Annotated in this window: 27 protein-coding genes and 1 tRNA gene; 10 read left to right on the forward strand and 18 right to left on the reverse strand. The window is 55.5% G+C overall.

Features of this window, described 5'->3' with window-relative positions; translation table 11 throughout:
* Nucleotides 1-84 precede the first annotated feature (84 nt).
* The gene (locus tag JAO79_RS05170; protein WP_199006050.1) at nucleotides 85-633 is read left to right on the forward strand and encodes a PEP-CTERM sorting domain-containing protein; all 549 of its coding nucleotides are present in this window, start codon (nucleotides 85-87) and stop codon (nucleotides 631-633) included.
* Nucleotides 634-787: 154 nt separating this feature from the next.
* Here the strand turns inward: JAO79_RS05170 and JAO79_RS05175 are convergent.
* The 4 genes from JAO79_RS05175 to JAO79_RS05190 all read right to left on the reverse strand — a co-directional run bounded on the left by JAO79_RS05175 (nucleotide 788) and on the right by JAO79_RS05190 (nucleotide 4,614).
* Nucleotides 788-863, reverse strand: a tRNA-Phe gene (locus tag JAO79_RS05175).
* Between the two features lie 118 nt (nucleotides 864-981).
* A complete protein-coding gene (locus JAO79_RS05180) occupies nucleotides 982-1,254 on the reverse strand; it encodes an oxidative damage protection protein (protein WP_199006051.1) in 273 nt (90 codons plus the stop codon).
* Nucleotides 1,255-1,303: 49 nt separating this feature from the next.
* Nucleotides 1,304-2,368 carry an A/G-specific adenine glycosylase gene (mutY, locus tag JAO79_RS05185; RefSeq protein ID WP_199006052.1) on the reverse strand — a complete coding sequence of 355 codons (1,065 nt, stop codon included), beginning with the start codon at nucleotides 2,366-2,368 and terminating at the stop codon, nucleotides 1,304-1,306.
* Nucleotides 2,368-4,614 (reverse strand): AsmA family protein, encoded by a 2,247-nt coding sequence (locus tag JAO79_RS05190; RefSeq protein WP_199006053.1) that lies wholly within the window; start codon nucleotides 4,612-4,614, stop codon nucleotides 2,368-2,370. Before JAO79_RS05190 ends, mutY begins: the two co-directional genes overlap by 1 nt.
* 192 nt (nucleotides 4,615-4,806) lie before the next feature.
* On the opposite strand from JAO79_RS05190, the gene JAO79_RS05195 reads away from it, so the two are divergent.
* The 5 genes from JAO79_RS05195 (at nucleotide 4,807) to hisF (ending at nucleotide 8,183) form a co-directional block, all read left to right on the forward strand.
* The gene (locus tag JAO79_RS05195; protein ID WP_199006054.1) at nucleotides 4,807-5,268 is read left to right on the forward strand and encodes an SRPBCC family protein; all 462 of its coding nucleotides are present in this window, start codon (nucleotides 4,807-4,809) and stop codon (nucleotides 5,266-5,268) included.
* 109 nt (nucleotides 5,269-5,377) lie between these two features.
* On the forward strand, nucleotides 5,378-5,971 hold the full coding sequence (hisB, locus tag JAO79_RS05200; protein ID WP_199006055.1) for an imidazoleglycerol-phosphate dehydratase HisB: 594 nt from the start codon (nucleotides 5,378-5,380) through the stop codon (nucleotides 5,969-5,971).
* A 29-nt stretch (nucleotides 5,972-6,000) separates the two neighbouring features.
* Nucleotides 6,001-6,642, forward strand: a complete 642-nt coding sequence (hisH, locus tag JAO79_RS05205; RefSeq protein WP_199006056.1) for an imidazole glycerol phosphate synthase subunit HisH — start codon at nucleotides 6,001-6,003, stop codon at nucleotides 6,640-6,642.
* 20 nt (nucleotides 6,643-6,662) lie between these two features.
* Complete coding sequence (hisA, locus tag JAO79_RS05210; protein WP_199006057.1) at nucleotides 6,663-7,400, forward strand: 1-(5-phosphoribosyl)-5-[(5-phosphoribosylamino)methylideneamino]imidazole-4-carboxamide isomerase; 738 nt, start codon at nucleotides 6,663-6,665, stop codon at nucleotides 7,398-7,400.
* A gap of 9 nt (nucleotides 7,401-7,409) precedes the next feature.
* Nucleotides 7,410-8,183, forward strand: a complete 774-nt coding sequence (hisF, locus tag JAO79_RS05215) for an imidazole glycerol phosphate synthase subunit HisF (RefSeq protein WP_199006058.1) — start codon at nucleotides 7,410-7,412, stop codon at nucleotides 8,181-8,183.
* Here hisF and JAO79_RS05220 read toward each other — a convergent pair.
* The 4 genes from JAO79_RS05220 to gpmM form a co-directional block, all read right to left on the reverse strand.
* A complete protein-coding gene (locus JAO79_RS05220; protein ID WP_265091634.1) occupies nucleotides 8,180-8,962 on the reverse strand; it encodes a divergent polysaccharide deacetylase family protein in 783 nt (260 codons plus the stop codon). The genes hisF and JAO79_RS05220 overlap by 4 nt on opposite strands.
* A 35-nt stretch (nucleotides 8,963-8,997) precedes the next feature.
* Nucleotides 8,998-10,392 (reverse strand): S41 family peptidase, encoded by a 1,395-nt coding sequence (locus tag JAO79_RS05225; RefSeq protein ID WP_265091607.1) that lies wholly within the window; start codon nucleotides 10,390-10,392, stop codon nucleotides 8,998-9,000.
* 96 nt (nucleotides 10,393-10,488) lie between these two features.
* Nucleotides 10,489-11,628: a murein hydrolase activator EnvC family protein gene (locus JAO79_RS05230; protein WP_413785050.1), complete on the reverse strand. Its 1,140-nt coding sequence runs from the start codon at nucleotides 11,626-11,628 to the stop codon at nucleotides 10,489-10,491.
* Between the two features lie 17 nt (nucleotides 11,629-11,645).
* A complete protein-coding gene (gpmM, locus tag JAO79_RS05235) occupies nucleotides 11,646-13,193 on the reverse strand; it encodes a 2,3-bisphosphoglycerate-independent phosphoglycerate mutase (protein WP_199006060.1) in 1,548 nt (515 codons plus the stop codon).
* A 162-nt stretch (nucleotides 13,194-13,355) separates the two neighbouring features.
* Here gpmM and JAO79_RS05240 point away from each other — a divergent pair, with 162 nt between their 5' ends.
* Both JAO79_RS05240 and secB read left to right on the forward strand, forming a co-directional pair.
* Nucleotides 13,356-13,772 (forward strand): rhodanese-like domain-containing protein, encoded by a 417-nt coding sequence (locus tag JAO79_RS05240; RefSeq protein ID WP_199006061.1) that lies wholly within the window; start codon nucleotides 13,356-13,358, stop codon nucleotides 13,770-13,772.
* Between the two features lie 139 nt (nucleotides 13,773-13,911).
* On the forward strand, nucleotides 13,912-14,409 hold the full coding sequence (gene secB / locus JAO79_RS05245) for a protein-export chaperone SecB (RefSeq protein ID WP_114334462.1): 498 nt from the start codon (nucleotides 13,912-13,914) through the stop codon (nucleotides 14,407-14,409).
* A gap of 70 nt (nucleotides 14,410-14,479) precedes the next feature.
* Here the strand turns inward: secB and trmL are convergent, their stop codons facing one another.
* The 4 genes from trmL to traF all read right to left on the reverse strand — a co-directional run bounded on the left by trmL (nucleotide 14,480) and on the right by traF (nucleotide 18,754).
* On the reverse strand, nucleotides 14,480-14,944 hold the full coding sequence (gene trmL, locus JAO79_RS05250; protein ID WP_199006062.1) for a tRNA (uridine(34)/cytosine(34)/5-carboxymethylaminomethyluridine(34)-2'-O)-methyltransferase TrmL: 465 nt from the start codon (nucleotides 14,942-14,944) through the stop codon (nucleotides 14,480-14,482).
* Between the two features lie 5 nt (nucleotides 14,945-14,949).
* Nucleotides 14,950-16,128: an acetyl-CoA C-acetyltransferase gene (locus tag JAO79_RS05255; protein WP_199006063.1), complete on the reverse strand. Its 1,179-nt coding sequence runs from the start codon at nucleotides 16,126-16,128 to the stop codon at nucleotides 14,950-14,952.
* A gap of 114 nt (nucleotides 16,129-16,242) precedes the next feature.
* Entirely contained in the window at nucleotides 16,243-17,346 is a 1,104-nt protein-coding gene (locus tag JAO79_RS05260; protein WP_199006064.1) for a multifunctional CCA tRNA nucleotidyl transferase/2'3'-cyclic phosphodiesterase/2'nucleotidase/phosphatase, read from the reverse strand.
* 145 nt (nucleotides 17,347-17,491) lie between these two features.
* Nucleotides 17,492-18,754, reverse strand: coding sequence for a conjugal transfer protein TraF (gene traF, locus JAO79_RS05265; RefSeq protein WP_227664328.1), 1,263 nt, complete (start codon nucleotides 18,752-18,754; stop codon nucleotides 17,492-17,494).
* 243 nt (nucleotides 18,755-18,997) lie between these two features.
* Here traF and JAO79_RS05270 point away from each other — a divergent pair, with 243 nt between their 5' ends.
* Both JAO79_RS05270 and JAO79_RS05275 read left to right on the forward strand, forming a co-directional pair.
* Nucleotides 18,998-19,540 carry an LPP20 family lipoprotein gene (locus tag JAO79_RS05270; RefSeq protein ID WP_199006065.1) on the forward strand — a complete coding sequence of 181 codons (543 nt, stop codon included), beginning with the start codon at nucleotides 18,998-19,000 and terminating at the stop codon, nucleotides 19,538-19,540.
* 33 nt (nucleotides 19,541-19,573) lie between these two features.
* Nucleotides 19,574-20,788, forward strand: coding sequence for a flagellar assembly protein T N-terminal domain-containing protein (locus JAO79_RS05275; protein ID WP_199006066.1), 1,215 nt, complete (start codon nucleotides 19,574-19,576; stop codon nucleotides 20,786-20,788).
* A gap of 2 nt (nucleotides 20,789-20,790) precedes the next feature.
* Here the strand turns inward: JAO79_RS05275 and JAO79_RS05280 are convergent, their stop codons facing one another.
* The 6 genes from JAO79_RS05280 to sufC are packed head-to-tail and all read right to left on the reverse strand — an operon-like array spanning nucleotide 20,791 to nucleotide 25,500.
* Nucleotides 20,791-21,252, reverse strand: a complete 462-nt coding sequence (locus tag JAO79_RS05280; RefSeq protein ID WP_199006067.1) for a SufE family protein — start codon at nucleotides 21,250-21,252, stop codon at nucleotides 20,791-20,793.
* Nucleotides 21,249-21,791, reverse strand: coding sequence for a putative Fe-S cluster assembly protein SufT (sufT, locus tag JAO79_RS05285; RefSeq protein WP_114334454.1), 543 nt, complete (start codon nucleotides 21,789-21,791; stop codon nucleotides 21,249-21,251). The genes JAO79_RS05280 and sufT overlap by 4 nt, the downstream gene beginning before the upstream one ends.
* An 18-nt stretch (nucleotides 21,792-21,809) precedes the next feature.
* The gene (locus tag JAO79_RS05290; protein WP_199006068.1) at nucleotides 21,810-22,166 is read right to left on the reverse strand and encodes a HesB/IscA family protein; all 357 of its coding nucleotides are present in this window, start codon (nucleotides 22,164-22,166) and stop codon (nucleotides 21,810-21,812) included.
* Between the two features lie 12 nt (nucleotides 22,167-22,178).
* Nucleotides 22,179-23,432, reverse strand: coding sequence for an aminotransferase class V-fold PLP-dependent enzyme (locus JAO79_RS05295; RefSeq protein ID WP_199006069.1), 1,254 nt, complete (start codon nucleotides 23,430-23,432; stop codon nucleotides 22,179-22,181).
* 4 nt (nucleotides 23,433-23,436) lie between these two features.
* Entirely contained in the window at nucleotides 23,437-24,723 is a 1,287-nt protein-coding gene (gene sufD, locus JAO79_RS05300) for a Fe-S cluster assembly protein SufD (protein ID WP_199006070.1), read from the reverse strand.
* Between the two features lie 15 nt (nucleotides 24,724-24,738).
* Complete coding sequence (gene sufC, locus JAO79_RS05305) at nucleotides 24,739-25,500, reverse strand: Fe-S cluster assembly ATPase SufC (protein WP_199006071.1); 762 nt, start codon at nucleotides 25,498-25,500, stop codon at nucleotides 24,739-24,741.
* Nucleotides 25,501-25,548 lie beyond the last annotated feature (48 nt).

Raw genomic sequence — 25,548 nt, forward strand, 5'->3', positions numbered from 1 at the left:
CTGTGATATTGCCCACTGTGGATCAATAATTGCCTCAAATCGTAATGAAGGAATCTTCATTAGATTCATAAAGGGGTAACGATAATGACAGCTACAATTCGACTAATGGCTGCAAGTTCTCTTGCATGGCTTTTGATAGCAGGCAGTCCAGCACAGGCCGCGTTGATGGCGTGCAGCGCCAGCGGAACTAGCTATTCGCTGTCCGACGCAGCGGCAAAAGCCTGTACTACTGGCAATGACACCAACCAAATTGATGCAAATTATTCACTTTTTGGAATGACAGGGTGGGTACTCTCGGATAAAAACGATGGCCCCGACGGTGATGGTGTGATTGAGTTTTTAACTGCACCGGTAAACGGTAGCAAATCTGGAAATTGGGCGATCGATACGCTCGCAGGTCTAAGCAATATTGTGATTACGCTCAAGGCGGGAAATGGATTCGGGGCGTTTTTACTTGATCTATCTGTGAATGATCCGCTTTCCGGAAGATGGGCCACAGATAAAAATTTGTCTCACGCCTCTATCTACTACAATGGGCAGCCGACCACTAAAGTGCCGGAGCCAAGCACGCTGGCTTTGGTCGGCCTAGGGTTGTTAGGGCTTGGTATGGCTAGGCGAAGAGCTCATAAGTAATAATTTTGAACCAGGTTCTTCGGGCGGCTCGGCATCTATTGGATCCCGGGCCATTTTTTGATGGGATAGATGTTGGGCAGCGTACTTCGTGGCAAAAATTATTGTCTAGACACGAAAAAGCCCGCTAAAAAGCGGGCTTGATCGTTGAAATTAGTGGTGCCCGGAGGCGGAATCGAACCACCGACACGAGGATTTTCAATCCTCTGCTCTACCGACTGAGCTATCCGGGCGTGTTGAGCTATGTGCTCCAACGGGGCGCTATTAAACCGGTTTAGGGGTTGGGAGTCAAGGCCGGCGAGCAAAAATTTCTTAATATTTCCGCAGTTGATCAGGCCTTGACCAAATTCCTCACTTTTCTGGCGGTACGTACCCTTCGGCCTTGTCGAAAGGCTCGTTATTAAAGAAGTGGTCCATCTGCGCTTGCAGGTATTTGCGGTTGTTCACGTCCATCAGATTCAGGTGCTTTTCGTTGATCAGCATGGTCTGCTGATTCTGCCATTCGTCCCAGGCTGCTTTGGATACGTTTTCAAAGATATCCTGCCCCTTTGGGCCGGGCATTGGAGGCATAGACAGGCCTTCCATTTCCTTCTGGTACTTTCGGCAGAATACAGTGCGGCTCATGATGGCTCCTGTGTCGAGTGTGTGGCTTTGAGCATGATACCAGATCGCGTCAGAGCAGGGCGCTTTGCTCCGGCTCAGTCAGCAGGCTGCGAATGGGCGCGGGCAGGCCTAGCGCGAGTGCTTCGTCGCGGTGTAGCCAGCGCTGGCTTTCTGAATCCGCGATTCCGGCGCTGCCAGATACTGGCAAGCGGGCCGGCTGTATGTGGAGGTGATAGTGGCTGAAGGTGTGGCGAAAACCGCTGATCAGCTCTGGGTCGCGGCACACGAGTCCTAGCTCCCTTTCGCAGGCTTCTTGCAGTTCTTCTGCACCGTATGCCGGATCCAGCTCGGGAAGGCTCCATAGCCCGCCCCAGATGCCGCTGGGAGGGCGGCGTTCCAGCAAAATGCGCCCTTCGCTATCTTCAAAGATCAGCATCCACGTGGTTCTTTCCGGCTTCTGCTTTTTCGGTTTGGAGCCGGGGTATAGTTGGGTTTCGCTTTCTGCGTAGGCAGCGCACCCACCGTTGAGAGGGCAGTTGTCGCACTTAGGTTTGCTGCGGGTGCACACCATGGCACCTAGGTCCATTATGCCCTGGGTGTAATCCCGCACACGTTCGTTGGGTGTGTGGGTTTCAGCGTGCTCCCACAGTTGCTTGAGGACAGCGCTTTGCCCCGGCCAGCCGGGTACGGCGTGGTAGCGGGCCAGCACCCGTTTTACGTTGCCGTCCAGAATCGCGGCGCGTTTGCCGAAAGCTTGGGCCAGAATGGCAGCGGCGGTTGAGCGGCCGATGCCGGTGAGGGATTCCAGTGTTTCCTGATCTTGAGGGAACTCACCACCGAACTCGCTAACGACCTGCTTGGCTGCTTTGTGCAGGTTCCGGGCGCGGGCGTAGTAGCCAAGGCCGGACCAATGGCTGAGCACGTCGTCAACGGGGGCTGCGGCGAGTGCCTGCACGTCAGGGAAGCTGGCCATGAAGGCTTCAAAGTAGGGGATAACGGTCGCGACCTGGGTTTGCTGAAGCATGATTTCAGAAACCCAGACCCGGTAAGCGTTGCGGTTGTGGTGCCACGGCAGGTTGTGCCTGCCGTGGTTGTCGTACCAATCGAGCAGTTTGTTGGCGAAAAGGTCGGGCATTAGTTGAACAGACCCTTGAGCGCATCTTTCACTTTGCTGCCTTCTTCGCCCAGCTTTTCCTTAAGTTTTTCGTCAACTTTGTCCTTTGCTTTCTGCTTGGCTTCGTCCACTTTTTCTTGCGCCTTTTCCTTGGCCCGGTCGATTTCTTCTTTCGCTTTCGCGCGGGCAGCGTTGGCGGCAATGTCTTTTAAAGCGTCGCGGAAACGAGAACCGTCAAAGGAGCACAGACCGGCCGGGTCCTCGGCGAAATTGCCGCGGCATTCAACCGGAATTACGACGTCCTTAACATACTCGGTGGTACGGCACGCTTGGTCGCGGTGGATGTCACCCACAATGCGGAGCCCGACTTCGTAATCGAGTTCGCTTTGCTCCAGTTCAACGGTCCCGTCGCCTTCTAAGCGCATACCTGCCAGTTCGGCCACCAGATCGGTATTGTTCAGCGTGTTGCCGTCAATCTTCAGGGTGCCGTGCATGTCGTTGAACGGCGTAGTTGAGCCCCAGTCGGACGTGGACAGCTGCTCCTGATTGACCAGCGCGATGCCCTGGCACGCCATGCGGGTCAGGTTCATTTGCCGGAATTCACCTTCGGCCAGATTGAAGCTGATTTCACCTTTGGCGTTGTTGCGCAATGCGGAGATGCGATTGCCAGTCGTATTTACAGCGAGATTGAGGTTGGCGCCACCAGACAGCATGTCTACCTCTGCCAAATCCGTCAGTAGGGGCAGCGTTTGCACGTTGTTAACGTCAGAGCGGATGTTCCACTTCGGGTTGTCTGTGCGGGCGTCAATGGTGACGTTGGCGCCAAAGGAGCCGTAATACAGTTTGCCGCTGAATTCATCGACCTTCAGCAAACCGTCTTTCGCGGTGGTGCTGGCTTTGATTTCGTTGATGGTCAGGTTGCTGACAATCAGTTCACCCAAATCAAAATTGATGTCCAGCAGCAACGAGCGCAGGGTTTCCAGTGGTAGAAGATCTGTTTCCGGTTGTTTGACTGAGGCGGTTTCTGCGGCCGGTGTTTCGCTTTGCGCTTCGGCGGCAGCATCGCCCTCGGGGGCTGGCGGCAAATAGCGGTCTGCATTCAGTTTGTCGCCTTTCAGATTAAATACCAGGCCGCCGTTACTCAGGGTGTAGCTGCCGTTACCGTTGAAATTCGTGTCGTCCAGGGTGATCTTCAGGTCGCTCAATGCCACCGTGCCCGGCTTGCCGCCAAGATTGGTCGAAAGCGCGATGGCTTCCAGTACATCCGGGTCGGTGGTTGCAATGGCGGGTTGGCCGAGATTGCTCAGGAGTTCTTTCAGGGAAAACTCTGAGACGGCCAGGCTGCCGTTCAAAGCCGGCTTGTCATCAAAACCTTTTACGTTGAGGTTTGTGCTTAATTTCAGGTTGGCCAGGGAGGCGGTGAAATCGTTCAGTGATGCGGTTTCGTCCTCAAGGTTGGCCGCCAGAGAACCAGCCAGTTCCGCAGTGACAGACTTGCCGCCAAATGGCTCGCCGTTCATGTCGAATACGGCGTTCAGGCCAGACATGGTGAATTCGTTGAGCGCTTGGTTTGCTTTCAGCTTGGCGCTGATGCTGCCATCTACGGCCAGTATTGGTTGTGCTGTTTCCACTTTGAACTGAATGTCCAGCGGGAACTCGGAACCTAAAGTAATGTTGCTGGCCAATACCGAGAAGTCCTCCAGAACTACGGACTGCCCTGTGCTCAGGTCATTGTAGTGAACGCGTGCGTCGCTGATCTCAACATTCTCTACATTGAAGTTAAGCGCTTCGCCGCCTTCGCTGTCCTCTGCAGTTTCTTCAGAGGCTGCCGTTGTTTCCGGGGTGTCTGCTTGTTCTGGTGCTTCGGCGCCGACGGGCTTCTCTTTCATGATCCGCGCCCAATTGCCTTCGCCTTGCTCATTCACTTCGAAGTGCGCGTCGAGGCCATTTAGAACGAAGGTGTTTACTTGCGGCGACATGGTGATCAGCGACCAAAAGTCGATCTGGGCGATCAACTGCTCCAGAGCAACAAAGCGCTCACCTTCGAGTGTCGCTTCTACTTTATTCAGTTCCAGGCCGAGGGGAATGAATGACCAGCCAATATCGCCTTCAAGGATGAGGTCCAGATTGGTTTGCTTCTCGACTGCCGCTTCGATTTGGGGCTTGTAGTCATTGGGGTTAATGACCGCCACAGCGATAGCAACGGCTGCGACAGCTAGGACGACAAGGCCGATAACGGCATAGAGCGCGTAGCGTATGACTTTCATTGCATGATTTCCTTTTCCCCCGATCAAGGGAGTTGCCTGATGTATTACGAATGAATTACCCAAAGGATAACGCAGGGTTAGCAAATTAACAGTGCAGGAATATGACAAAGCGGTAGTCTTGGTTCAAAATACACCGCAAACGTGCCGGGGAAAATGCTCTGTCACGCAAATAAGCATAACAAGGAGTCGGATGTGGCTATCACTGTTTCAATCGAGCTGAACCGTGAACTGGAAATTCAGGCAAGCTATGACGAAGTATTCGACCTGCTGGCAGATGTTCCCGAATCGGTCAGTCATTTCCCGAAAGTAGAAAAGCTGGTCGATCTGGGTGACAACGCCTATCGTTGGGAAATGGAAAAAGTCGGTGTGGATAAACACGCCATTCAAACCGTTTACGCGTGTAAATATTTTGCGGACAAAGATGCCGGCAAGATCACCTGGGAGCCCGTCAAGGGTGAAGGCAATGGTGTTGTGAGCGGCTCTTGGGTGATTACTGCCAAAGATGCGAATACCACTGGCCTTCGTTTTCAAACCAGCGCGGCGCTAACTGTCCCTCTGCCAAGCCTGCTAAAACTTGCTATCAGCCCTGTCATCAAGCACGAATTTAACAGCTTGGTAGACACCTACATGAACAACCTGAAAAACGCGTTCTAAGCCTGATTTTGGCGATACAGCTCATTGCGGGACTCCTGTTGTGTAAATCGGTATAATCCGTAAACATCAAAGTTTTCGGTAGCAAGCCAGTTTTTACAACGGAGTCTCCATGGCTGAACGTAAGGCTCGGGTAGAGCGAAATACCCTTGAAACCCAGATCACCGTTGAGATCAATCTCGACGGTACCGGCAAAGCTTGTTTCGACACAGGCGTGCCCTTCCTAGAACACATGATGGACCAGATCGCTCGCCATGGCTTGATCGACCTGGATATCACCTGCAAAGGCGATACCTACATTGACGACCACCACACTGTGGAAGATATCGGTATTACCTTGGGGCAGGCCTTTAAGCAGGCTGTAGGCGATAAAAAAGGTATTCGCCGTTACGGCCACGCCTACGTGCCGCTGGATGAAGCTTTGTCCCGCGTTGTGATTGATCTGTCAGGCCGCCCCGGCCTGTGCATGAACGTTCCCTACACCCGTGCGGTGGTGGGTGGATTCGACGTAGATCTGTTTGAAGAATTCTTCCGCGGATTCGTGAACCATTCCATGACAACCGTGCACATCGACAATCTGAAGGGTAAGAACACCCACCACCAGATTGAAACCGTGTACAAAGCTTTCGGCCGTGCCTTGCGCATGACCATTGAGATGGACGAGCGCATGGCGGGCATCATGCCGTCTACCAAAGGCGCTCTGTAATCCGGTTGCCAACAGGAATCTGAACCACCATGAAGACCGTCGCCATCATCGACTACGGCATGGGCAATCTGCACTCTGCGCGCAAGGCCGTGGAACACGTTGCCCCGGATTGCACCGTATTGGTTACCGACAATGCAGCCCAGATACGCGAAGCCGACCGGGTGATCCTGCCCGGCGTTGGTGCCATTCGTGACTGCATGGCTGAAATTCGCCGCTTGGAAGTGGATAAGCTGGTGAAAGAAGTCTCTCAGGATCGCCCTTTTCTGGGCATTTGCGTGGGTATGCAAGCGCTGATGGCTCGAAGTGAAGAAAACGGTGGCGTGGAAGGCATTGGCCTGTTTCCTTCAGAGGTGCGTTACTTCGGTGACAATCTGACCGAAAACGGTGAGCGCCTGAAAGTGCCTCATATGGGCTGGAACCAGGTACACCAGGCCATGGATCACCCGCTTTGGCACAACATCCCGGACGGTGACCGCTTCTACTTCGTGCACAGTTACTACGCCGAAGCCGAGGGCAATGCCCACATGGCTGGCCGCACCCATTACGGTGTCGATCTGGCGGCTGCCGTGGCGAAAGACAACATCTTTGCAGTGCAGTTCCACCCCGAGAAAAGCGCACGGGCGGGGCTGCAGTTGCTTGAAAACTTCACAAATTGGACTGGAAACCGCTGAAAGCGGGCTGGGAACGAGACATGCTGATTATCCCCGCAATCGATCTGAAAGACGGCAAATGCGTAAGACTGCGCCAGGGCCGCATGGACGACTCCACCGTGTTCGGAGACGATCCGGTAGATATGGCCACCAAATGGGTGGAAGCCGGCGCCCGTCGCTTGCATCTGGTTGACCTTAATGGCGCCTTTGCCGGCGAGCCGGTTAACGGTGAGATCGTTAAAGCCATTGCCAAGAAATACCCGGACCTGCCTATCCAGATTGGTGGCGGCATCCGTTCAGCCGAAACCATCGAGGCCTATCTCAAAGCAGGCGTTCAATGGGTGATCATTGGTACCAAAGCGGTGAAAGAACCCGAGTTTGTTACCGAAATGTGCAAGCGTTTCCCCGGCCACATCATTGTGGGGCTGGATGCCAAAGACGGCCGCGTAGCGACGGATGGCTGGGCGGAAGTTTCCGAGGTCATGGCGGTTGATCTGGCCAAGCGTTTCGCCAACGACGGCGTAGACTCCATCGTATACACCGACATTGCCCGAGACGGAATGATGCAGGGTGTGAACGTGGAAGCCACGGCTGCACTGGCAGAGCAGGGCGGCATTCCGGTGATTGCCTCCGGTGGTGTCACCAACATGGATGACCTCAAGCGCTTGGCCCCTATGGCAGATAAAGGCATTCTGGGCGCCATCACCGGCCGTGCTATCTACGAAGGCACGTTGGATGTGGCAGAAGCCCAAGCCTACTGCGACAGCTTGAACAACTGAGGAAGCATCATGGCATTGGCAAAACGCATCATTCCCTGCCTGGATGTCGATAAAGGCCGCGTGGTTAAAGGCGTGAACTTTGTGGATATCCGCGATGCCGGCGATCCGGTTGAAGTGGCACGGCGCTACAACGAGCAGGGTGCTGACGAGATCACCTTTCTGGATATCACCGCCAGTCACGAAAGCCGCGACACCACCTACGAGACTGTAGAACGGATGGCGGCTGAAGTATTCATCCCGCTGACCGTGGGTGGCGGCGTTCGCACCGTTGATGACATTCGTAACCTGCTGAACGCCGGTGCCGACAAGGTGTCGATTAATACGGCTGCGGTGTTCAATCCGGAGTTTGTGCGCGAAGCGGCAGAACGATTCGGCCGTCAGTGCATAGTGGTTGCCATTGATGCCAAACAGGTCAGTAGCGAAGGCGAAGAGCCTCGCTGGGAAATCTTCACCCACGGTGGCCGCAAACCGACCGGTTTGGATGCCGTTGAATGGGCTGTGAAGATGGTCGAAATGGGTGCGGGTGAGCTGTTGCTGACCAGTATGGATCGTGACGGCACCAAGATCGGTTTCGATCTAGGTCTAACTCGTGCGATCAGCGATGCGGTATCCGTGCCGGTGATTGCTTCGGGCGGAGTGGGGGAGCTTCAGCACTTGGCTGATGGCGTTACTCAGGGGGGCGCAGATGCCGTATTGGCAGCCTCTATCTTCCACTTTGGCCAGCACACCATTCCCGAAGCTAAAGCCTTTATGAAGGCTCAGGGCATCGAAGTCCGCGATTAATTGCTCTTGGCGTAAGCAGGTCGAATGACCTGTTTTTCGCCTTCGGCAAACATCTCCCGATTGTTATTGCGAATTGCCCAAATACCTCTGACGGTCGCAATAGCAATACCTTGCTCATCCAGTTCCGGTAAATGCTTTTCCAGGTAGTCCACAGTGACGGTGTGCGGATGGCCAATGCCGATAGCGGTGCCTTTTCTCTTGGCGGTTTCGATCAGCCGCTGGAATTGCTGATCCACAAATTCTACGGTTTGTTCGTGGTCCAGAAATACGTCGCGGGTCAGGCTCGGGATTTGATAAGAGCTGGCCATGCTCCCGGCGACGGAGCTGGCGATGGTGCGACTATCCACAAAGTAAACCGGGTAGCGGCTCAATTCTTTCATCACCCATTCCATAGGCTGCATCTGCTGGGTGAGCAGGCTGCCCATGTGGTTGTTGACACCGGTTACATGGGGGATGGACTGCAGTGCGCGCCGGAGTGTGGTGGTTATTGCAGCTTCGTCCATGTCGGGGGTTAGTCCGCCCGGGCCCAGATCGAAATTGCGGGTGTTCGCCATGGGCGCGTGCAGCATAACTTCTTTGTTATTAGAGAAGGCCTCTTTGGCAAGGCGCACGGTGTGGCGGCGATAGGGCAGGAACGCCAGGGTCAGCGGCTGGTCCAGCTGCACCAATCGCTGGCCTTCATGCAGGTTGTGGCCTACGTCATCAATGATAATGGCGATGGTTGGCGGCAAGGCTTCCGCGGGTGCAGCGCTGTATGCGGTACTGCAACCGAGAGCCAATACCGCTGCTAGCCAAAAGCTGACGACACGCTTGTTCACTGTTTGCTGTCCCTGGTGTCAGACAGAATGCTCATGCCTTTCAACAGGTTCAGAGCGGACTGTAGCTGGTAATCCCGGTTTTTCGAGGATGCCCGTGCCTGCTCATTTTCCTCACGCTGCTGGCGGGCTTTGCCTTCATCTTCGCCCTCCAAGTGGCCACTTAAGTCCGCTTCGGTAAAGAACGGGCGGCTGTCCAGTTCGGTCAGCTCTGCAGGCCGGACTTCAATGTCCGGTGTGATGCCTTTCGCCTGAATCGAGCGGCCGTCTGGTGTGAAGTAGCGCGCAGTGGTCATCTTGATGGCGTGGGTTTCATCCAATGGGATGATGGTTTGCACGCTGCCTTTGCCGAAGGACTGGGTGCCCATCACAACCGCGCGTTTGTGGTCTTGCAGCGCGCCGGCCAAAATTTCCGAAGCTGAAGCGGAGCCGCCATTAATCAGAACGACAATCGGAGTACCTTCCATCAGGTCGCCTTTCTTGGCGCTGAATCTCAGACGGGAGCTTTGAATTCGGCCTTCTGTGTAGACAATCAGGCCGCTGTCGAGCAAAGCATCCGAGGCCTCAACGGCGGCTTGGAGTACCCCGCCGGGGTTGTTGCGCAGGTCGATGACAAGGCCTTTAAGATCGCTGCCAAAATCCTCTTCCAGATTGCTTAGAGCCTGCCGGAACTGGCGGCCGGTTTCAGCCTGGAATTGGGTAATGCGAACGTAGCCGTAACCGCTCTCCAGCATGCGGGATTTCACGCTGGTGACTTTGATGATGTTGCGGGTGACATCAATTTCGATCGGTGCGCTCTGGCCGTCACGCATGATCGTCAAGGTGAGTACTGTGCCGGGCTTGCCGCGCATCAGATTAACGGCTTCTTCCAGCGACATGCCTTTCACCGGCTTTTCGTCGAGTTTGATGATTAAGTCGCCAGCTTGTACCCCGGCCTTCTGGGCTGGTGTGTCGTCGATGGGTGAGATCACCTTGACGAAGCCATTTTCCATGCCCACTTCAATACCCAATCCGCCAAACTCGCCGGAGGTGCTTTCTTCAAGCTCTTCGTAGTCTTTCGGGGCGAGATAGGTTGAGTGCGGGTCCAGGTCGGAAAGCATGCCTTTGATCGCGCTTTCAAGCAGCTCGCGGTCGGAGACTTCTTCAACGTAGGCGCCCTTGATACGGGCAAAAACTTCGGTGAATTTGCGCAGATCTTCCAGTGGTAGCTGTTTTTCCGGGTCCGGTAATTTCAGTTCAACTCGTTGCCCGTCTTGCAGCCCTTGTATTACCTCATGAGGCTGGGTGTCGTTGTCTTGAGCAAACGCCAGTCCGGGAAGGGTAAAAAAACAGGTGGCCACGAGTGCGAGAGAGCGTAATGGTGAAATCTGGAGAGAGCTTGGGACCCGTTTCATTCACATATCCTGTTTTGTTTCCAATAGTTGGGCGGGAAAGTTGTTTGCCACAGTATGGCGTTCACAAGAACGTTTGTCAGCCTTTCAGTTCTCAGCTTAAAGTTTGTTCAGCCAGGTGCGCGGATTGACCGGTTTACCGTTTTTACGCACTTCAAAATAAAGCGCCGGGTCCTGGGTGCCTCCGGTACGACCCGCCAAAGCAATGGTTTGGCCCGGGGTAACCCAGTCACCGGGGGACGTGAACAAGCTACTGCTGTGCCCGTACAGAGTCATGTAACCATCGCCGTGATCGATGATGGTCATCAAGCCAAAGCCGCGCAGCCAGTTGGCAAAAACAACCCGGCCATGGTGTACCGCGGTTATTTCGGCTTCTTCCCGGGTGTTGATGATCATGCCGTTGCGGCGCAGTTTGCCATCGGCGTACAGGGCGCCGTATTGGCTGGCGACTGTGCCCTGCACGGGCCAGCCCAGTTTGCTGCGTTGTGACTCGAACGGTCGCGACTCGTTGGGAGACGGGATGTTGGCGATGGCCTCCTGCACTTCCTTCAGCAGTTTTTCGAGCCGTTCCTGATCGGCTTCCAAGGTCTTCTTTTCGCTGCGACGTTCTTTGATGTCGGCTTTTAGGGCTACCAGGGTTTTGCTTCGCTCTTTGCGACTCTCGGCAAGACGGTTTTGGCGCTGTTCAAGGCTGGCTTCGGTGTTGGCCAGCTCTACCCGTGTGGCCTGTACTTCCGCACGCGCTGCTTTGAGTTCACGAAGACTCTTCTGGAAGGCTTCCAGTCGCTCAACGGTATCTTTGCTCAGATACTCGTAATAGGTCATGGTGCGGGCAAGATTGCCCGGCTCGGTTTCGTTCAGTAAGACCTTCAGGGCAGGGGCTTCGCCTTCCATCCAGGCGGCCCGGATTTGTTTCATCAGGCCTTGGCGCTGAACGTTCAGGGTGTTGGTGAGTTCGGCTTCTTGCTTCTTTAACGCCTGCAGGCGGGATTTCTGCTCGGCAGCTTGCTGGCGCAGTTCCCGGCGTTCCCGGGTGAGTTTACTGATGTTTCGCTCGGTGTTGGCGAGCTGCTGTTCCAGTTTGGAGCGGTCTTCTTCGGCATCGGCCAGCCACTCATCTATGTTGGCGATGCGCTTCTTCAGCGCTTCAACCTGTTCGGGCGTGACGTCTTGCTCGGCAGATAAAGGCGCAGCCCCCAAAGAGAGGGCCAGCGCCAATACAATAAGACGTTTCAAAATACTCGCCGTTATACCAATCAGCCTATTTCAGCCAGATTTTGGCCTGTCATCTCTTCCGGCGCTTTATCGCCCATCAGCGTCAGCAGTGTGGGCGCGATGTCGCTCAGGCTGCCATCGTCTTTCAGGGTGATGGCGCGCGGGCCGGTGTAGACCAGCGGTACGGGGCCAATGGTGTGAGAAGTGTGAACCTGACCGGAGTTAGGGTCAGTCATCTGCTCGCAGTTGCCATGGTCGGCCGTGATCAGTGCTTCACCACCGACTTCGTCCAGGGCTTCAACCACGCGCTGAACGCACTGGTCGAGGCATTCGGCCGCTTTGATGGCCGCATCCAGCTTGCCGGTGTGGCCAACCATGTCGCCGTTGGCGTAATTGCACACGATCAGGTCGTACTTACCGCTCTTGATAGCTTCCACCAGCTTGTCGGTGACCTCGGGTGCGCTCATTTCCGGCTGCAAGTCGTAGGTGGCGACTTTCGGAGATGGCACCAGAATACGGTCTTCGCCTTCAAACGGTGTTTCCATACCGCCGTTGAAGAAGAAGGTCACGTGGGCGTATTTTTCAGTTTCGGAAATGCGCAGCTGGGTTTTGCCCAGTTTCGCCATGTATTCGCCCAAACCGTTCGTGAGCTGCTCCGGTGGGTAGGCGCAAGAGGTTTTAATGTCGGCGGCGTATTCGGTCAGCATGACAAAATCGGCCAGTTCCGGATGCTTGCGGCGATCGAAGCCGTCAAAATCCGGCTCTACGAAGGTGCGGGTCATTTCCCGGGCGCGGTCAGCACGAAAGTTCATGAACAGAACGGCGTCGCCATCGTTGATGGTGCCTTCTGCCTGGCCCTCTTTATGAATGCGGGTCGCTTTCACGAACTCGTCGTTCTCGCCGCGCTCATAGGCCTGGTCCAGTGCGGTGAGCGGGTCGGCACAGGTGAATTCTGCGTCGCCCAGAGTCATGACGTTGTAGGCGCTTTCAACACGGTCCCAGCGGTTATCGCGGTCCATGGCATAGTAACGGCCGACGATGCTGGCAACGCGGCCAACGCCGAGGCTTTCCATTTTCGCAGCGGCTTTTTCCAGTGACGGGCGAGCGCTGCGTGGCGGCATGTCGCGGCCATCGAGGAACGCGTGGATATACACTTCTTTTGCACCGCGTGCGGCGGCAAGTTCTGCAGCAGCCAGAATATGATCTTCGTGGCTGTGAACACCGCCGGGAGACAGCAGGCCCATAATGTGCACCGTTTTGCCGTTGTTGGCGGCTTTATCAATGGCATTGCACAGGGCAGGGTTGTTCTGGAACTCACCGTCTTCGAGATCTTTGTCGATGCGCGTCAGGCTTTGATACACCACCCGGCCGGCGCCCAGGTTCATGTGGCCAACTTCGGAGTTACCCATCTGACCTTGAGGCAGGCCGACAAACATACCTGAAGTGTTGATCAGGGTTTTCGGCTGGTTCTGCCAGAGTTTGTCCCAAAACGGGGTGTTGGCGTTCGAGATGGCGTTGTCTTCAGCCGGGTCACGGTGGCCCCAGCCGTCGAGGATAATCAGTGCAGTGGGCTTGCGCGTCGCGGTCATTGTATTGTCCGGTTGGTTGTAGATTGAACGAATAAAAAGTGGGGTAGATTGTAACCGTTTTCATTTGCGCAGGCCACGCAGTAACGCTCGAGGCTGCCCGCCTTCTTTGAGCGGGTGTGGGTGTGTATAATCCGGCCAAACTAATTTTCAGGGTAGCGCTCCATGGATCGTTTGTTTGAATTCGTTGTTAATCACTACATTCTGGTATCAATTTTTGTCGCGCTGATTCTGGCGATTCTGGCCCTTGAATCTCGCCGTGGTGGCGCAAAGATTTCAGCCCAGGGCGCAGTTACTTTGATCAACCGGGAAGAAGCCGTAGTGCTGGATATTCGCGACCGCAAGGACTTCGGCGAGGGGCGCATCACCGGCTCGATCAACATTCCGCTAAGTGGCTTGAAAGATCGTTTAAACGAACTGAACAAGCACAAAGAAAAGCAGATTGTGGTGGTGGACAAAATGGGGCAGCACTCTGCAATGGCGGTTAAACAGCTTAAAGAAGCCGGGTTTTCAGAAGTCGTGCGCCTGAACGGCGGGATCGCTGACTGGAAAGCCAATAACCTGCCCGTGGTCAAGAAGTAATAGGGCTTGATCTGATCGGCGATCTATCGCACTGTTTCACATTACTTGTCGTGGGCAGGCGCTAGACTGTCCCGGCAAAGCGTGACTAGGACAATGGGCGCGGTGCCCATGCTACGAAATAAAAACGAAAGGACGGATCATGGCTGAGAATCAGCAAGCCGCAGGCAACGAAAACCAGAACCAACCCCAGTTTGCCCTTCAGCGTATTTACGTGAAGGACCTCTCTTTTGAATCGCCGAATGCGCCGATGGTGTTTCAGGAGCAGTGGAAGCCGCAGGTAAATCTGGACCTGAATACCTCTCACACCAAAGTCAGCGACAATCAGTACGAAGTAGTGCTGTCGATGACCGTCACTGCCAAGCTGGGCGAAAAAGTTGCGTACATTGTTGAGATTCAGCAGGCCGGCGTATTCATGGTAGCCGGTATCGAAGGTCCGCAGCTTGGTCAGATGCTGGGCGCTTACTGCCCGACGATCCTGTTCCCGTATGCTCGCGAAGCCATCGACGGTGCTGTAGGTAAAGGTAGCTTCCCGGCCCTGATGCTGGCCCCGGTGAACTTCGATGCTATCTACGCCCAAGCGTTGAAAAAGAAGCAGGAAGAAGCGGCCGGCGAGGCCGGGGCAGAGCAAACGCACTAAGTGTTTCGCACGCCCAGATATAAAAAAAACCGGCTAATCATGCCGGTTTTTTTATGTCTGGACGAAATGTTCAGCTTGCGCCGGGAAAACCCAATTGGCGCCAGGCTTCATAAACCACCAAAGCCGCCGTATTGGACAGGTTCAGGCTACGACTATCGGGTTGCATAGGTACCCGAAGGCGGTGGCATGCTTCCAGTCCTTCACGAACCTCTACCGGCAATCCGCGAGTTTCAGGGCCAAACATCAGATAGTCGCCATCCTGATAGGCAACTTCATGGTAATGACGAGTGCCTTTGGTCGTGAGCCCGAACAGCCGCTCGGGACGCTCTGTTTCCAGAAAACTCGCGTAATCTTTGTGGATCTTTACCGTGGCGTATTCGCTGTAGTCCAACCCGGCCCGGCGCATCTGCTTGTCTTCGAGAGAGAACCCCAAAGGCTCAATCAGGTGCAGCTGGCAACCGGTGTTGGCGCAAAGCCGGATAATATTGCCGGTGTTCGGCGGTATTTCCGGCTCGTACAAGACAACGTGTAACACCCGCCTTAGCGCTCTACAGCCAAGGCGACGCCCATGCCGCCACCGATGCACAAGGTGGCAAGACCTTTCTTGGCATCACGGCGCTGCATTTCATGCAACAGGGTAACCAGAATCCGGCAGCCGGATGCACCGATGGGGTGACCCAAGGCAATGGCACCGCCGTTAACGTTCACCTTACTGGTGTCCCAACCCATATCACGATTCACTGAAATAGCTTGTGCCGCAAAGGCTTCGTTGGCTTCGACCAGATCCAGGTCAGCGGCGGTCCAGCCGGCACGCTCGAGGCAACGCTGGCTGGCAGGAATTGGGCCAGTGCCCATGATGGTTGGATCAACACCGGCGTTGGCGTGCGCTTTAATCGTGGCCAGAGGCGTTAAACCCAGTTCTTTTGCTTTCTCGGCGCTGCAAACCATCACCGCGGCCGCACCGTCGTTCAGCGAGGATGCGTTGCCGGCAGTGACAGAGCCGTCTTTCTTGAAGGCAGGGCGCAGCTTGGCAAGACTGTCAGCAGATACGCCTTCCCGTGGGCATTCATCTTTATCCACCACAATCGGGTCGCCTTTGCGCTGTGGGATGCTCACAGGAACGATCTGGCCGTCAAAGCGCCCATCGTTCTGTGCAGCAACGGCTTTTTGCTGGGATGCGGCGGCGAATTCGTCCTGTTCTTCACGGCTGATGCCGTACTTTTCAACAATGTTCTCGGCGGTGATGCCCATGTGATAATCGTTAAAGGCATCCCACAGGCCGTCGGTGATCATGGTGTCTACCATGTTCCAGTTGCCCATGCGCTGGCCGTTGCGGCTGTTTGGCAGCACGTGGGGCGCCTGGCTCATGTTCTCCTGGCCACCGGCAATGATCATCTCGGCATCGCCACAACGGATGGACTGAACCGCCATGTGAACGGCTTTCAGGCCGGAGCCGCAAACCTTGTTGATGGTCATAGCCGGAACAGAGGCGGGCAGCCCTGCGTGAATGCTGGCTTGGCGAGCCGGATTCTGGCCGCTACCGGCTGTCAGTACCTGGCCGAGAATGACTTCGTTGATTTGCTCGCCGGCAACGCCGGTGTCTTCCATCAAAGCCTTGATAACTGCCGCGCCCAGTTGGTCAGCACGAACACTCGACAGGCCGCCTCCGAAACTGCCAATGGCGGTACGTTTTGCGGCAACAATGACAACATCACGCATGGAAACTCTCCGTTGTATAAATGCAGGTTCAGCCGGCCGGCTGCCCCGGAATATGATTTATTGGCAGCTATTGTAGCGGGAAAGCCCGAGTGCGCCAAAACCACCAAAGTCGAGTTATGGGGCCAAAGCCTGCGTGATACGAGTGAGCCGCTCGCTACGAATGGCGTTGCCCAGTTCTTTGCCTTTGAAACCTTGTTTCAGCAAATCTTGCGGGTTTACATCCTTTGCGGATTCAGCCGCGAGTTTCAAAGGTTGCACATGTTGCTGCTGGGGCGTGCAAGTGAGCGTAGCTAATAGCAGCTCGAAGCGCTCGGGCCTGCGCCATAGGTCGGTCTGGTCAAACATGTCCAGCACGCTTTCAGGGGGCGGAGCAGCGTCGTTGTGTTGTGAAAGCCAGTCTGTGGACAGGCACACAAGCCGGGTGAGATCCCGGCAGTCGTTCGGGCTTTTCATGGCCACTGCTCTGGCGTTGGCTTCTGGCTCCGGCAGGGCGCTTAGTAATGCCGCGAATCGCTGGGCGGTTGTGTTGTTTTTTGCGCTCATGCATTGCAACGCTTGAAGGCCGGCATTAAAGCATCCCGTGTTGGCTAGCTCCGGCATTAGAATGTCCAATGCGCCTAGTTCATGCAGTACTTTAAAAAACACGGTGGGCGACTTTTCATGCAGCGCGCGCTGAACCTCTTGCCACACCCGTTCCGGCACCAGATGCTCTAACTCACCGCTACCGATCATTTCCCGCATAAGCGCCATAGTGTCGGTGCAGATGGTGAACCCGAGTGGGTGGAAGCGTGCCGCGAAACGGGCTGTTCTTAAAATGCGCAGTGGGTCTTCTGCGAACGCTTCGGAAACGTGCCGTAGCGTTTTCTGCTCTAAATCGGCTGAACCATTGAACGGATCGACTAAGGTGCCATCTTCGCGCTCCGCCATGGCATTGATGGTGAGGTCGCGGCGCTTCAGATCTTCTTCAAGGGTCACGTCCGGAGCGCTGTACACGGTAAAACCGTGATAGCCTCGACCTTGTTTTCTCTCGGTGCGGGCAAGCGCATATTCTTCGCCGGTTTCGGGGTGCAGAAACACCGGGAAATCTGCGCCCACTTGGCGGTAGCCTTTTTTCGTCATGGCCTCCGGGGTGGCGCCGACCACAACCCAGTCGCGATCTTTGACCGGAATGCCCAGCCGCCCATCGCGCACTGCGCCGCCCACAAGGTAGATGTCCATGTTGTTCGCCCTCATTGGTATTGAATGCCATGTTGGCTGAAATCTTAGGCGGGATTATCGATGTGTTATGGACGTGACGCAAATCCGGAGGGAAGGGGGATTGGTTCGGGGGCAGCGAGCGTGCCCCCGAGAAGATTAAGGCCGCTTAGAAGGCCGCACCAAACTCGATCGCGGCACCCACATCTGCGCTGCTGTATAGAGCACCGATATCCAGGCGAGCACCGAGTACGTTCAGACCGAAGCCCGCGGTGAACTGGGTGCTTTCCTCAATGCCATCGTTGTCGCTGTTGCTGGCCAGGTTGTGGCGAACACCGGCACGTAACTGGGCATAGCGCCAGGCATCAAACTCGGCACCCACAGCCAGCCATTGGGTGTCGTCTTCGTAGCCGAAGGCTTCTTTCTTGGTCAAATCCAGTTCAGCCGTTACCACATGGTAAGCACCTTTGTGGGCGATGCCCGCGGTGACCATGGGGTTGAGCTCTAGGGTGTATTTCTCTTCCAGTGCGGGCCGGCTTTGTGCCGAATCAAGCTCCATCGGAATCAGGTTTTTCACCACGACGCCGGCGTTCCATTCATTTTGCTCACCGAACGCGTAGGCTGCGCCGATGTCCAGGTTAAAGCCGCTTTTTTCGGTTTGGTAGTCGTCGCCATCGAATTCGTCGTCTTCAAAGCTGGAGACGGTCTCGGTGTATTGGAAGGTGCGAAGTTCGACGTATTTTGGAGTCACACCCAACTGGAAGCTTTTTCCGTTATTTAGCTCAATCGTTTTAGCTACACTGATGCCGGCTTCAACCACTGCGGAGGCCAGGATTCGGCCGCGGGATTTCAGATCGCGGTCCAGATCAGCAACAAGGAGCTCCGCAGTAGTCGCGTTCTCCAGGCGCTCTAGGTAGGCATTGTCGTCCTCATCGAACTCGCCTCGGACAGTCGCGCGTAGATTGGCGTTCGTCATAAAACCAACGGAAATAGAGCCCGTAGGAATCGCAAAGGCCAAGCCGAGCCCTGCGTCAACTCGGACAGTATCCTTGTCGAAGTTGTTCAATCGCTCACGTAGATCTTTTGCCAGGTTGCGCGCTTCTTGAGGGTTCGATGAGCGATCTAGATTCTGAAATTCGTCAATCACATCTTGAATGTCGTCAACCTGATCAACTGTCTCTTCTTCGTCCGCCGCCCGAACGTTAACGGAAGGCAGCATCAATCCAAAGTCATCCGACCAGCCGTGTTGTTGCGACGCCATCATGGCCGGGTTAGTGCTCGGTGCGGCCGATGGTGCGGCGACGGCGATCCCGGTGCCGCCCATTGCAAACGAGCGTGATGACATAAAGGCTTGGGGACTGGCCAGTGCGGAGGTGGTCGCAATGGACAGGCCAATGGCCAAGGACAGTTTGTTAAAGCGCGTAGCGTTCATTTCGAGCCTATTCGTGTATGTTGTTGGGGGCAGTAGATAATAATGAGATTAGGCCAGATATTCGCGATAAACAGCTGGCAAGTCGTAACGGTTTGTTCCAGGTTCGTAAACAAAGGCAAAATCTTGCCGCTTTATTGACCAGTAAGTTTGGATTTGATTGAACGGCCATTCGAATCAATCGGTTATCTTTGATGGCGTGATTTTTTCATGGTCATGGAAAACCTGTGTTCCGGAGACGAGATAATGACACTGACAAGGTGCTTTCTGCCCGTGTTGCTGACCATGGTGCTGGTGGGCTGTGCAACGGGAGGTAAGCAGGATGCCTCGGATGAGTTCGAGCCGATCGTGGTTCAGGTGAGTGGCTTTGGTGTATACGGCCAATCCCAGCAGGGTCGGTCGGACCCCCAGCAACGCCTGATGGCTCTCAGGGCGTCGAGGTTGGATGCCTATCGAAACCTGGCCGAACGGGTGTATGGCTCCGTGATATACGGCCACTCGACTGTGAGCGATTTTGCACTCAAGAGCGATAGCTTCCGTGCCTATGTGGACAGCTATGTGCGCGGAGCTCGTACCTTGTCCGTGAATGAGCACCCAGGGGGCGTGGTTGAAACGGTTATGGAGTTGAAGCTGGAGCCTCAGTTCCAGGAGTGCGCATCCGAGGTAGCGGATGATCAGGTGCGGGATCTTTGTTCGATCCCCATGCCGAGTCACCACGAATCGAAAAGCGACGTGGCAACCACCGATGTCAAAGGCCAACAGATTGATTCACTTTATTATCTGGATTAAACCAGCCGCTTTTCGGCAGGGTTCGGGAGCGTTATGACTCGCATCGTTTTTTTGTGTTTGATTGTGGTGGGTGCCGGTTGGGTGAACGCTGCAACAATTCTTGAGGGCGTTGGCCATGCCAACATTCGCGAGGACAATCTGGATCAGGCCCGTGCCGAGGCTCGGCAAGCGGCCATGCGAGATCTGGCGTTGCAGTATCAGGCGCGAGTCAGTACTCAGGATACCGTTGAAAACGGGCAGCTTACCGAATCGAAAACGGAACTGTCTTCGAATGTCGAACTGCGTAATGCCACCATCGTTGATGAGTACCGGCGTGGGAATTTACTGCGAGTGATTGTTCGTGCCGAACTTTCCGGTAGATCCGCGGATGGCGATGGGCGGTGCCAGGCAGGAAACGCCTCAGGGCTGCGCAAACGAGTGGCGGTAACAGGGTTCCCGATTGTGAATCCGTCTCAAGGAGGCGATCCGGGCCTGGATAATGCGGGTGAGCAGCTGCCGCAAGCGCTGGTGGCGCGTATGCAGCAGCAGGGTTCGCTTCAGGTGCTCGGATCGACATCGCTTCGCCTGTTCAGCAATTTACCGGATGCACCGACCACCCAGGCGAATATGGCCAGCAATCGACTCACTAATGTGGTGCAGTTGGCTCGGGAGCTGGGAGCGCAGTTTGTTGTGACTGGCGTTATTCGGGATATCGGCCTGTCTGATCCCGACGCATGGGGCACGTCGGTGTTTGCGAGAATGCAAAGAGGGCTGGGCTTTGGTGATAAGACCCGGCGTTTCGAAACCGAGGTGATGGTATTCGACGGTTTCAGTGGTTCACCGGTGTTTCGTAAACGGTTTGAAACCGCAGCCAATTGGAAGCCCTCGGGCACTGGCACGGCAGGCTTTGGAGCGGCCGGGTTCGAACACAATGAATGGGGTGCGGCTGTTTCTAAGGTAATTGACGAAATGGCAGTATCGGTCAGTAAGGCTCTGAACTGTCAGCCTTTTATGGCGCGAATCACTCGTGTCAGTGATCACAAGGTCACTCTGGCGTCCGGTGCGACCGCCGGTTTACGCCCCGGTGACCAACTAAATGTCTATCGCAGCCAAAGCTACTTTGATTCGCTCGGCGGCACGCCGGAGCTTGATGATGCAGGTGTAACATTAACGCTGGACAGCGTGCACCCGGATTTCAGTACCGGGCGTCTTGAGACAATGGGCCGCCAGATCAATGTGCAGCGGGACGATCTGGCGATTATCTGGTGATCTCAGGCAGCGGCTTCGGCCGCTGCGATATCCCGAATCTTGCCGACCATGGCTCGCAGGCCGTTGCCCCGCGTGGGGGAGATGTGACGCATCAGGTCGAGTTGTTCGAACAGTTCGTCAATGTCGGTGGCCAGTAGTTCCCGCGGCGATTTTGCATTCAGGGCCACCAGAATGATCGCCGCCAGGCCGCGAACGATCATGGCATCAGAATCAATCAGCAAGAACAGCTTGCCGCTCTCTTCATCGTGCTGATGAATGACCCAGACTTGGCTTTGACAGCCGTGCACGTAGTTCTCTTCGATGCGGGCTTCATCAGGAAATTCAGGTAACTGCTTGCCCAAGTCGATGATGAAAGCGTAACGATCTTCCCAGTCGTCCAGAAACTCGAAGGCGTCCAGAACGTCTTCCAATGTGGTTTTTTGGCCGAGGGGGTTATCCAGAAATAGCTGTTTGCTGGCGGTCATAGCATACCCAGTTCAAGTTTGGCTTCGTCGGTCAGCATGTCGTTGTTCCAGGGCGGATCAAAGGTGAGCTCTACAGTCACTTTGTCCACGTTGGGTACATGCTCAACTTTACGCTTCACGTCGTCGGTAATCACCGGGCCCATACCGCAGCCAGCGGCGGTCAGGGTCATTTTGATGTAAACGTGATTGCCGTCTTCGGTGCCGTTTTCAATCTTGCACTCGTAAATCAGCCCCAGATCAACCACGTTGACCGGGATTTCCGGATCGTAGGCGCTGCGCATGGCTTCCCAGACCTGGTTTTCATTCACTGTGCCGTCGGCGGGTGTTTCAAAGCTGCTTTCCAGCGGTTTCTTGCCCAGTGCGTCTGCGTCGTGGCCTTCGATGCGAGCCAGATTTCCGTTGACCGCAACGGTGAACGTGCCGCCCAAAGATTGGGTAATCGTCACGAAGGTGTCCGCCGGAATCATGATTTCCGTGCCCACGGGCACCAATCGTGCCTCCACTTCGCGCTTCGTCAGGACAACTTCCCGTTCTTGCATGCTCAATAAAGCCTCTGTTTATGACACCGTAAAGCTTTCGCCGCAGCCGCACTCCGCCGTTGCGTTGGGGTTGCGGAAGCGAAACAGGGAGTTGACTCCCTCGGTGACAAAGTCGATTTCAATACCATTAACCAAAGACAGGTGTTCCTGCTTAACGTACACGTCCACACCGTCGATAGAGAAAATGCGGTCGTCGTTGCCGGGCTGTTCAACCCATTCGGTTTCATACTTGAAGCCCGAGCAGCCACTCTTTTTAATGGCCAGGCGAATGCCTTTAGCGCCCGGCTTTTTGTCCAGTTGTTTGCGAACGTGTTTGACCGCTGTGGGCGTCATGGTCACGCTGACATCGTTCGGGGTGAAGACTTCGGCTGACATGTTTCCACCTCCTCAGGTAAACAGGCGCTGAATTTTCTGCAGGCCAGCGAATAATTGCTCGACCTCTTCCAGTGTATTGTAAAACGCAAATGAAGCCCGGGCTGTACCGGGTACTCCGTAGAAATCCATCAGTGGCATGGCGCAGTGATGGCCAGTGCGAATGGCAATGCCTTGCTGATCCAGCAGGGTGCCGATGTCGCTGGGGTGTAGCCCCGCGATTTTGAACGACATCACGGGCACTTTGTTTTTGGCCGTACCGATGATTTCCATGCCGGGTACTGTGCTTACCAGCTCGTTGGCACGGGCGAGAAGGGCGTTCTCGGCCGCTTCCATGGCTTTTCGGTCAAGGCTGTCCAGATAACGGATGGCGGCAGCCAGCCCCACCGCTTCGGCAATCGCCGGCGTGCCGGCCTCGAATTTGTAGGGCAGAACGTTCCAGGTGGTGCGCTCGAACGACACCCGTTCGATCATCTCGCCGCCGCCCTGATAGGGAGGCATCTGTTCCAGCAAGTCGGCGCGGCCGTACAGAACGCCGATGCCGGTAGGGCCGAACAGCTTGTGAGACGAGAACACGTAGAAATCACAGCCCAAGGCCTGTACGTCAGGCTTGAAATGGGGCACCGCCTGAGCGCCGTCGATCAAGGTCAGTACACCCTGCTCTTTAGCTTGCTTAATCAGGGAGGCAATCGGGTTCACGGTACCCAGTACGTTCGATACGTGAGTGATGGCCAGAATGCGAGTGCGCTCGTTCAGCAGGTTATTGAAGGATTCCAGATCCAATTCGCCTGCGGAATTCACCTGCACCGGAACCACTTTGGCACCCGTGCGTTCGGCCACCATCTGCCAGGGCACAATGTTGGCGTGATGCTCCATGTGGCTGACCAGAATCTCGTCGCCTTCTTTCAGGCGAGGCGCCAAGCCGTTGGCCACGAGATTGATGGCTTCGGTGGTGCCGCGAGTCCAGATGATTTCGCGCGTGCTGGGCGCATTCAGGAATCCGCGAACGGTTTCCCGCGCGCCTTCAAAGGCCGCTGTGGCCCGATCACCGAGGGTGTGAGCGCCCCGGTGCACATTGGAGTGCATTTCCCGGTAGTAACGGTCCATGGCATCCAGGACAGCGGTTGGCTTTTGGGCCGAGGCACCGTTGTCCAGATACACCAACGGCTTCCCGTTAACCTCTTGGGCCAGAATGGGAAAGTCGCGCCGGATGCGTTCTACATCAAACGCTTTGGTGCTGGTGTTGCTTGCCATGGACAGATCGCTCATGCCTTCAGATCTCCTGGAAGGTTTGCTCGAAGAATTCGTTCAGACGTACCTGGGCTGTTTCCCGCACGACTTCCAGCGGTATCTGGCTGACCAGTTCGTTAATGAACGCCATGGTGAGCAGTACGTTTGCGTCGCGGCGACCAATGCCCCGTGACAGCAGGTAGAAAATGGATTCTTCGTCCAGCTGTCCGATGGTGGCCCCGTGGGCACACTTCACATCGTCGGCGTAGATTTCCAGTTCCGGTTTGGTGTCGATTTCGGCACCGTTGTTCAGCAACAGGTTTTTGTTGTTCATATCCGCAAAGGATTTTTGTGCGTCCTGATGGATATGAATGCGCCCATTGAAGATCGCGTGGGATTGGTCTGCCGCGATATTCCGGTAGGTTTCTTCGCTGTTGCAGTTCGCCGCCACATGGTCAATGGAAGTGTGGTTGTCGTAGTGCTGTTTGCCTTGAGTCACCACCACGCCATTGAGCTTGGTTTCGGCTTCTTCGCCGACCAGACGCACTTGCAGGTCGTGCCGGCGCAGGGGGCCGCCAAAACCAACGCAGTGGCTTTCAAAGCGCGAACCACGGTTCTGAACCACGCCGGTGGCCCCAATGTGCTGAACCGATTCGCCTTCCATGTTCAGGCGAATGCTGGTTACGTTCGCGCCGTCTGCGAGGCTGAATTCAGTCACTGTGTTAACGAACGCAGGCGCGCTGCCGCTTGAGGTGTACTCTTCAACCAGTGTGATCTGGCTGTTTGCTCCGGCTTCCACGAAAATGCGCGGGAAAGCTGAGCCGCTGGCATCCGCTGCGGTTTCGTGAATGATGAACAGCGGCTGATCCAGAGCCGCGCCGGCTTCCAGGCGCACGAGCAGTCCGTCATCAAAACGCGCGCCGTTCAGGCGAGCGAATTGCGCCTGATCGTGGTCCAGAGTGCTGCCAAGCTGAAGGGCGAGCACGTCCGCTTGTTGGTTATCAAGATCGCTGAAGCTTTGGATGGTGATGCCATCCATATCCGGGTAGTCGCTGGCTTCAGGGATAAAAATCCCGTTGCGAAATACGACCTTGTAGCCAGAAACCGCCAGGCTGTTGCCGGTCTTGCCTTCGGCAGGCAAGGAAATGGCCAGCTCGTCGGACAGCTTCAAATACTTGCTGGAATACTTCCAGTTTTCGGTTTTACGGGTGGGCAGTGGCATATCAACCAACAGACTCGCCCGTTGTTTACGCAGCGCCAGCAATGGCTCAGGCAGGGTTTGCCCGGCCGGATGCAGAAAGGCGCTGGAAAGCATAGGTGCTTGATTCATTCCGCGGCCTCCTGATCAGTTGCTGGTGTCTTCGTCTTTGATTCCCAACCAGCCGTAACCGCGTTCTTCCAATTCAAGTGCCAGTTCACGGCCACCGGATTTAACGATTCGGCCGCCGGCCAGAACGTGTACGTAGTCCGGTACGATGTGGTTAAGCAGGCGCTGGTAGTGGGTGACCATCAGAATGGCGCGGTCTTCAGCGCGCAGAGCGTTTACGCCGTTGGAAACCACTTGCAGTGCGTCGATGTCTAGGCCGGAGTCGGTTTCGTCCAGAATCGCCAGCTTTGGCTGAAGCAGCAGGGCTTGCATGATTTCGTTACGCTTTTTCTCACCGCCGGAGAAGTCTTCGTTAACGCCACGCTTCAGGAACGAAGGGTCCAGATCGACTTGCTTGGACACTTCTTTGGCCTGCTTCATGAATTCGGCCGCGTTCATTTCTTCTTCGCCGCGATGTTTGCGCTGGGCGTTGACCGCAGTGCGGAGGAACTGAAGGTTGCTTACGCCGGGGATTTCAACCGGGTATTGGAATGCCAGAAAAACGCCTTCGCGAGCGCGTTCTTCGATGGCGAGGTCCAGCAGGTTTTCACCGTTCAGGGTGACTTCGCCGCTGGTGACTTCAAATGCCTCGTTGCCTGCCAGAACCTGTGACAGGGTGCTCTTACCAGAACCGTTGGGGCCCATGATGGCGTGAACTTCCCCGGGCTTGATATCCAGGTTGATGCCTTTGAGGATGGCTTTGTCCTCAACGGATGCGTGCAGGTTTTTGATGCTCAGCATTTGTTGCTTCTCTCTTTTAACCGTCTGAATTCTTTGTGTTTGCCGTGG

It is taken from the genome of Marinobacter litoralis (assembly GCF_016427555.1).
Lineage (GTDB): Bacteria > Pseudomonadota > Gammaproteobacteria > Pseudomonadales > Oleiphilaceae > Marinobacter > Marinobacter litoralis_A.

What these genes read in the sequence shown, in the direction of transcription:
- JAO79_RS05170 (WP_199006050.1), top strand. Translation starts at nt 85, where the DNA reads ATGACAGCTACAATTCGACTAATGGCTGCAAGTTCTCTTGCATGGCTT.
- JAO79_RS05180 (WP_199006051.1), bottom strand. Translation starts at nt 1,254, where the DNA reads ATGAGCCGCACTGTATTCTGCCGAAAGTACCAGAAGGAAATGGAAGGC.
- mutY (WP_199006052.1), bottom strand. Translation starts at nt 2,368, where the DNA reads ATGCCCGACCTTTTCGCCAACAAACTGCTCGATTGGTACGACAACCAC.
- JAO79_RS05190 (WP_199006053.1), bottom strand. Translation starts at nt 4,614, where the DNA reads ATGAAAGTCATACGCTACGCGCTCTATGCCGTTATCGGCCTTGTCGTC.
- hisB (WP_199006055.1), top strand. Translation starts at nt 5,378, where the DNA reads ATGGCTGAACGTAAGGCTCGGGTAGAGCGAAATACCCTTGAAACCCAG.
- hisH (WP_199006056.1), top strand. Translation starts at nt 6,001, where the DNA reads ATGAAGACCGTCGCCATCATCGACTACGGCATGGGCAATCTGCACTCT.
- hisA (WP_199006057.1), top strand. Translation starts at nt 6,663, where the DNA reads ATGCTGATTATCCCCGCAATCGATCTGAAAGACGGCAAATGCGTAAGA.
- hisF (WP_199006058.1), top strand. Translation starts at nt 7,410, where the DNA reads ATGGCATTGGCAAAACGCATCATTCCCTGCCTGGATGTCGATAAAGGC.
- JAO79_RS05225 (WP_265091607.1), bottom strand. Translation starts at nt 10,392, where the DNA reads ATGAAACGGGTCCCAAGCTCTCTCCAGATTTCACCATTACGCTCTCTC.
- gpmM (WP_199006060.1), bottom strand. Translation starts at nt 13,193, where the DNA reads ATGACCGCGACGCGCAAGCCCACTGCACTGATTATCCTCGACGGCTGG.
- JAO79_RS05240 (WP_199006061.1), top strand. Translation starts at nt 13,356, where the DNA reads ATGGATCGTTTGTTTGAATTCGTTGTTAATCACTACATTCTGGTATCA.
- secB (WP_114334462.1), top strand. Translation starts at nt 13,912, where the DNA reads ATGGCTGAGAATCAGCAAGCCGCAGGCAACGAAAACCAGAACCAACCC.
- JAO79_RS05255 (WP_199006063.1), bottom strand. Translation starts at nt 16,128, where the DNA reads ATGCGTGATGTTGTCATTGTTGCCGCAAAACGTACCGCCATTGGCAGT.
- JAO79_RS05260 (WP_199006064.1), bottom strand. Translation starts at nt 17,346, where the DNA reads ATGGACATCTACCTTGTGGGCGGCGCAGTGCGCGATGGGCGGCTGGGC.
- traF (WP_227664328.1), bottom strand. Translation starts at nt 18,754, where the DNA reads ATGAACGCTACGCGCTTTAACAAACTGTCCTTGGCCATTGGCCTGTCC.
- JAO79_RS05270 (WP_199006065.1), top strand. Translation starts at nt 18,998, where the DNA reads ATGACACTGACAAGGTGCTTTCTGCCCGTGTTGCTGACCATGGTGCTG.
- JAO79_RS05275 (WP_199006066.1), top strand. Translation starts at nt 19,574, where the DNA reads ATGACTCGCATCGTTTTTTTGTGTTTGATTGTGGTGGGTGCCGGTTGG.
- JAO79_RS05280 (WP_199006067.1), bottom strand. Translation starts at nt 21,252, where the DNA reads ATGACCGCCAGCAAACAGCTATTTCTGGATAACCCCCTCGGCCAAAAA.
- sufT (WP_114334454.1), bottom strand. Translation starts at nt 21,791, where the DNA reads ATGCAAGAACGGGAAGTTGTCCTGACGAAGCGCGAAGTGGAGGCACGA.
- JAO79_RS05290 (WP_199006068.1), bottom strand. Translation starts at nt 22,166, where the DNA reads ATGTCAGCCGAAGTCTTCACCCCGAACGATGTCAGCGTGACCATGACG.
- JAO79_RS05295 (WP_199006069.1), bottom strand. Translation starts at nt 23,432, where the DNA reads ATGAGCGATCTGTCCATGGCAAGCAACACCAGCACCAAAGCGTTTGAT.
- sufD (WP_199006070.1), bottom strand. Translation starts at nt 24,723, where the DNA reads ATGAATCAAGCACCTATGCTTTCCAGCGCCTTTCTGCATCCGGCCGGG.
- sufC (WP_199006071.1), bottom strand. Translation starts at nt 25,500, where the DNA reads ATGCTGAGCATCAAAAACCTGCACGCATCCGTTGAGGACAAAGCCATC.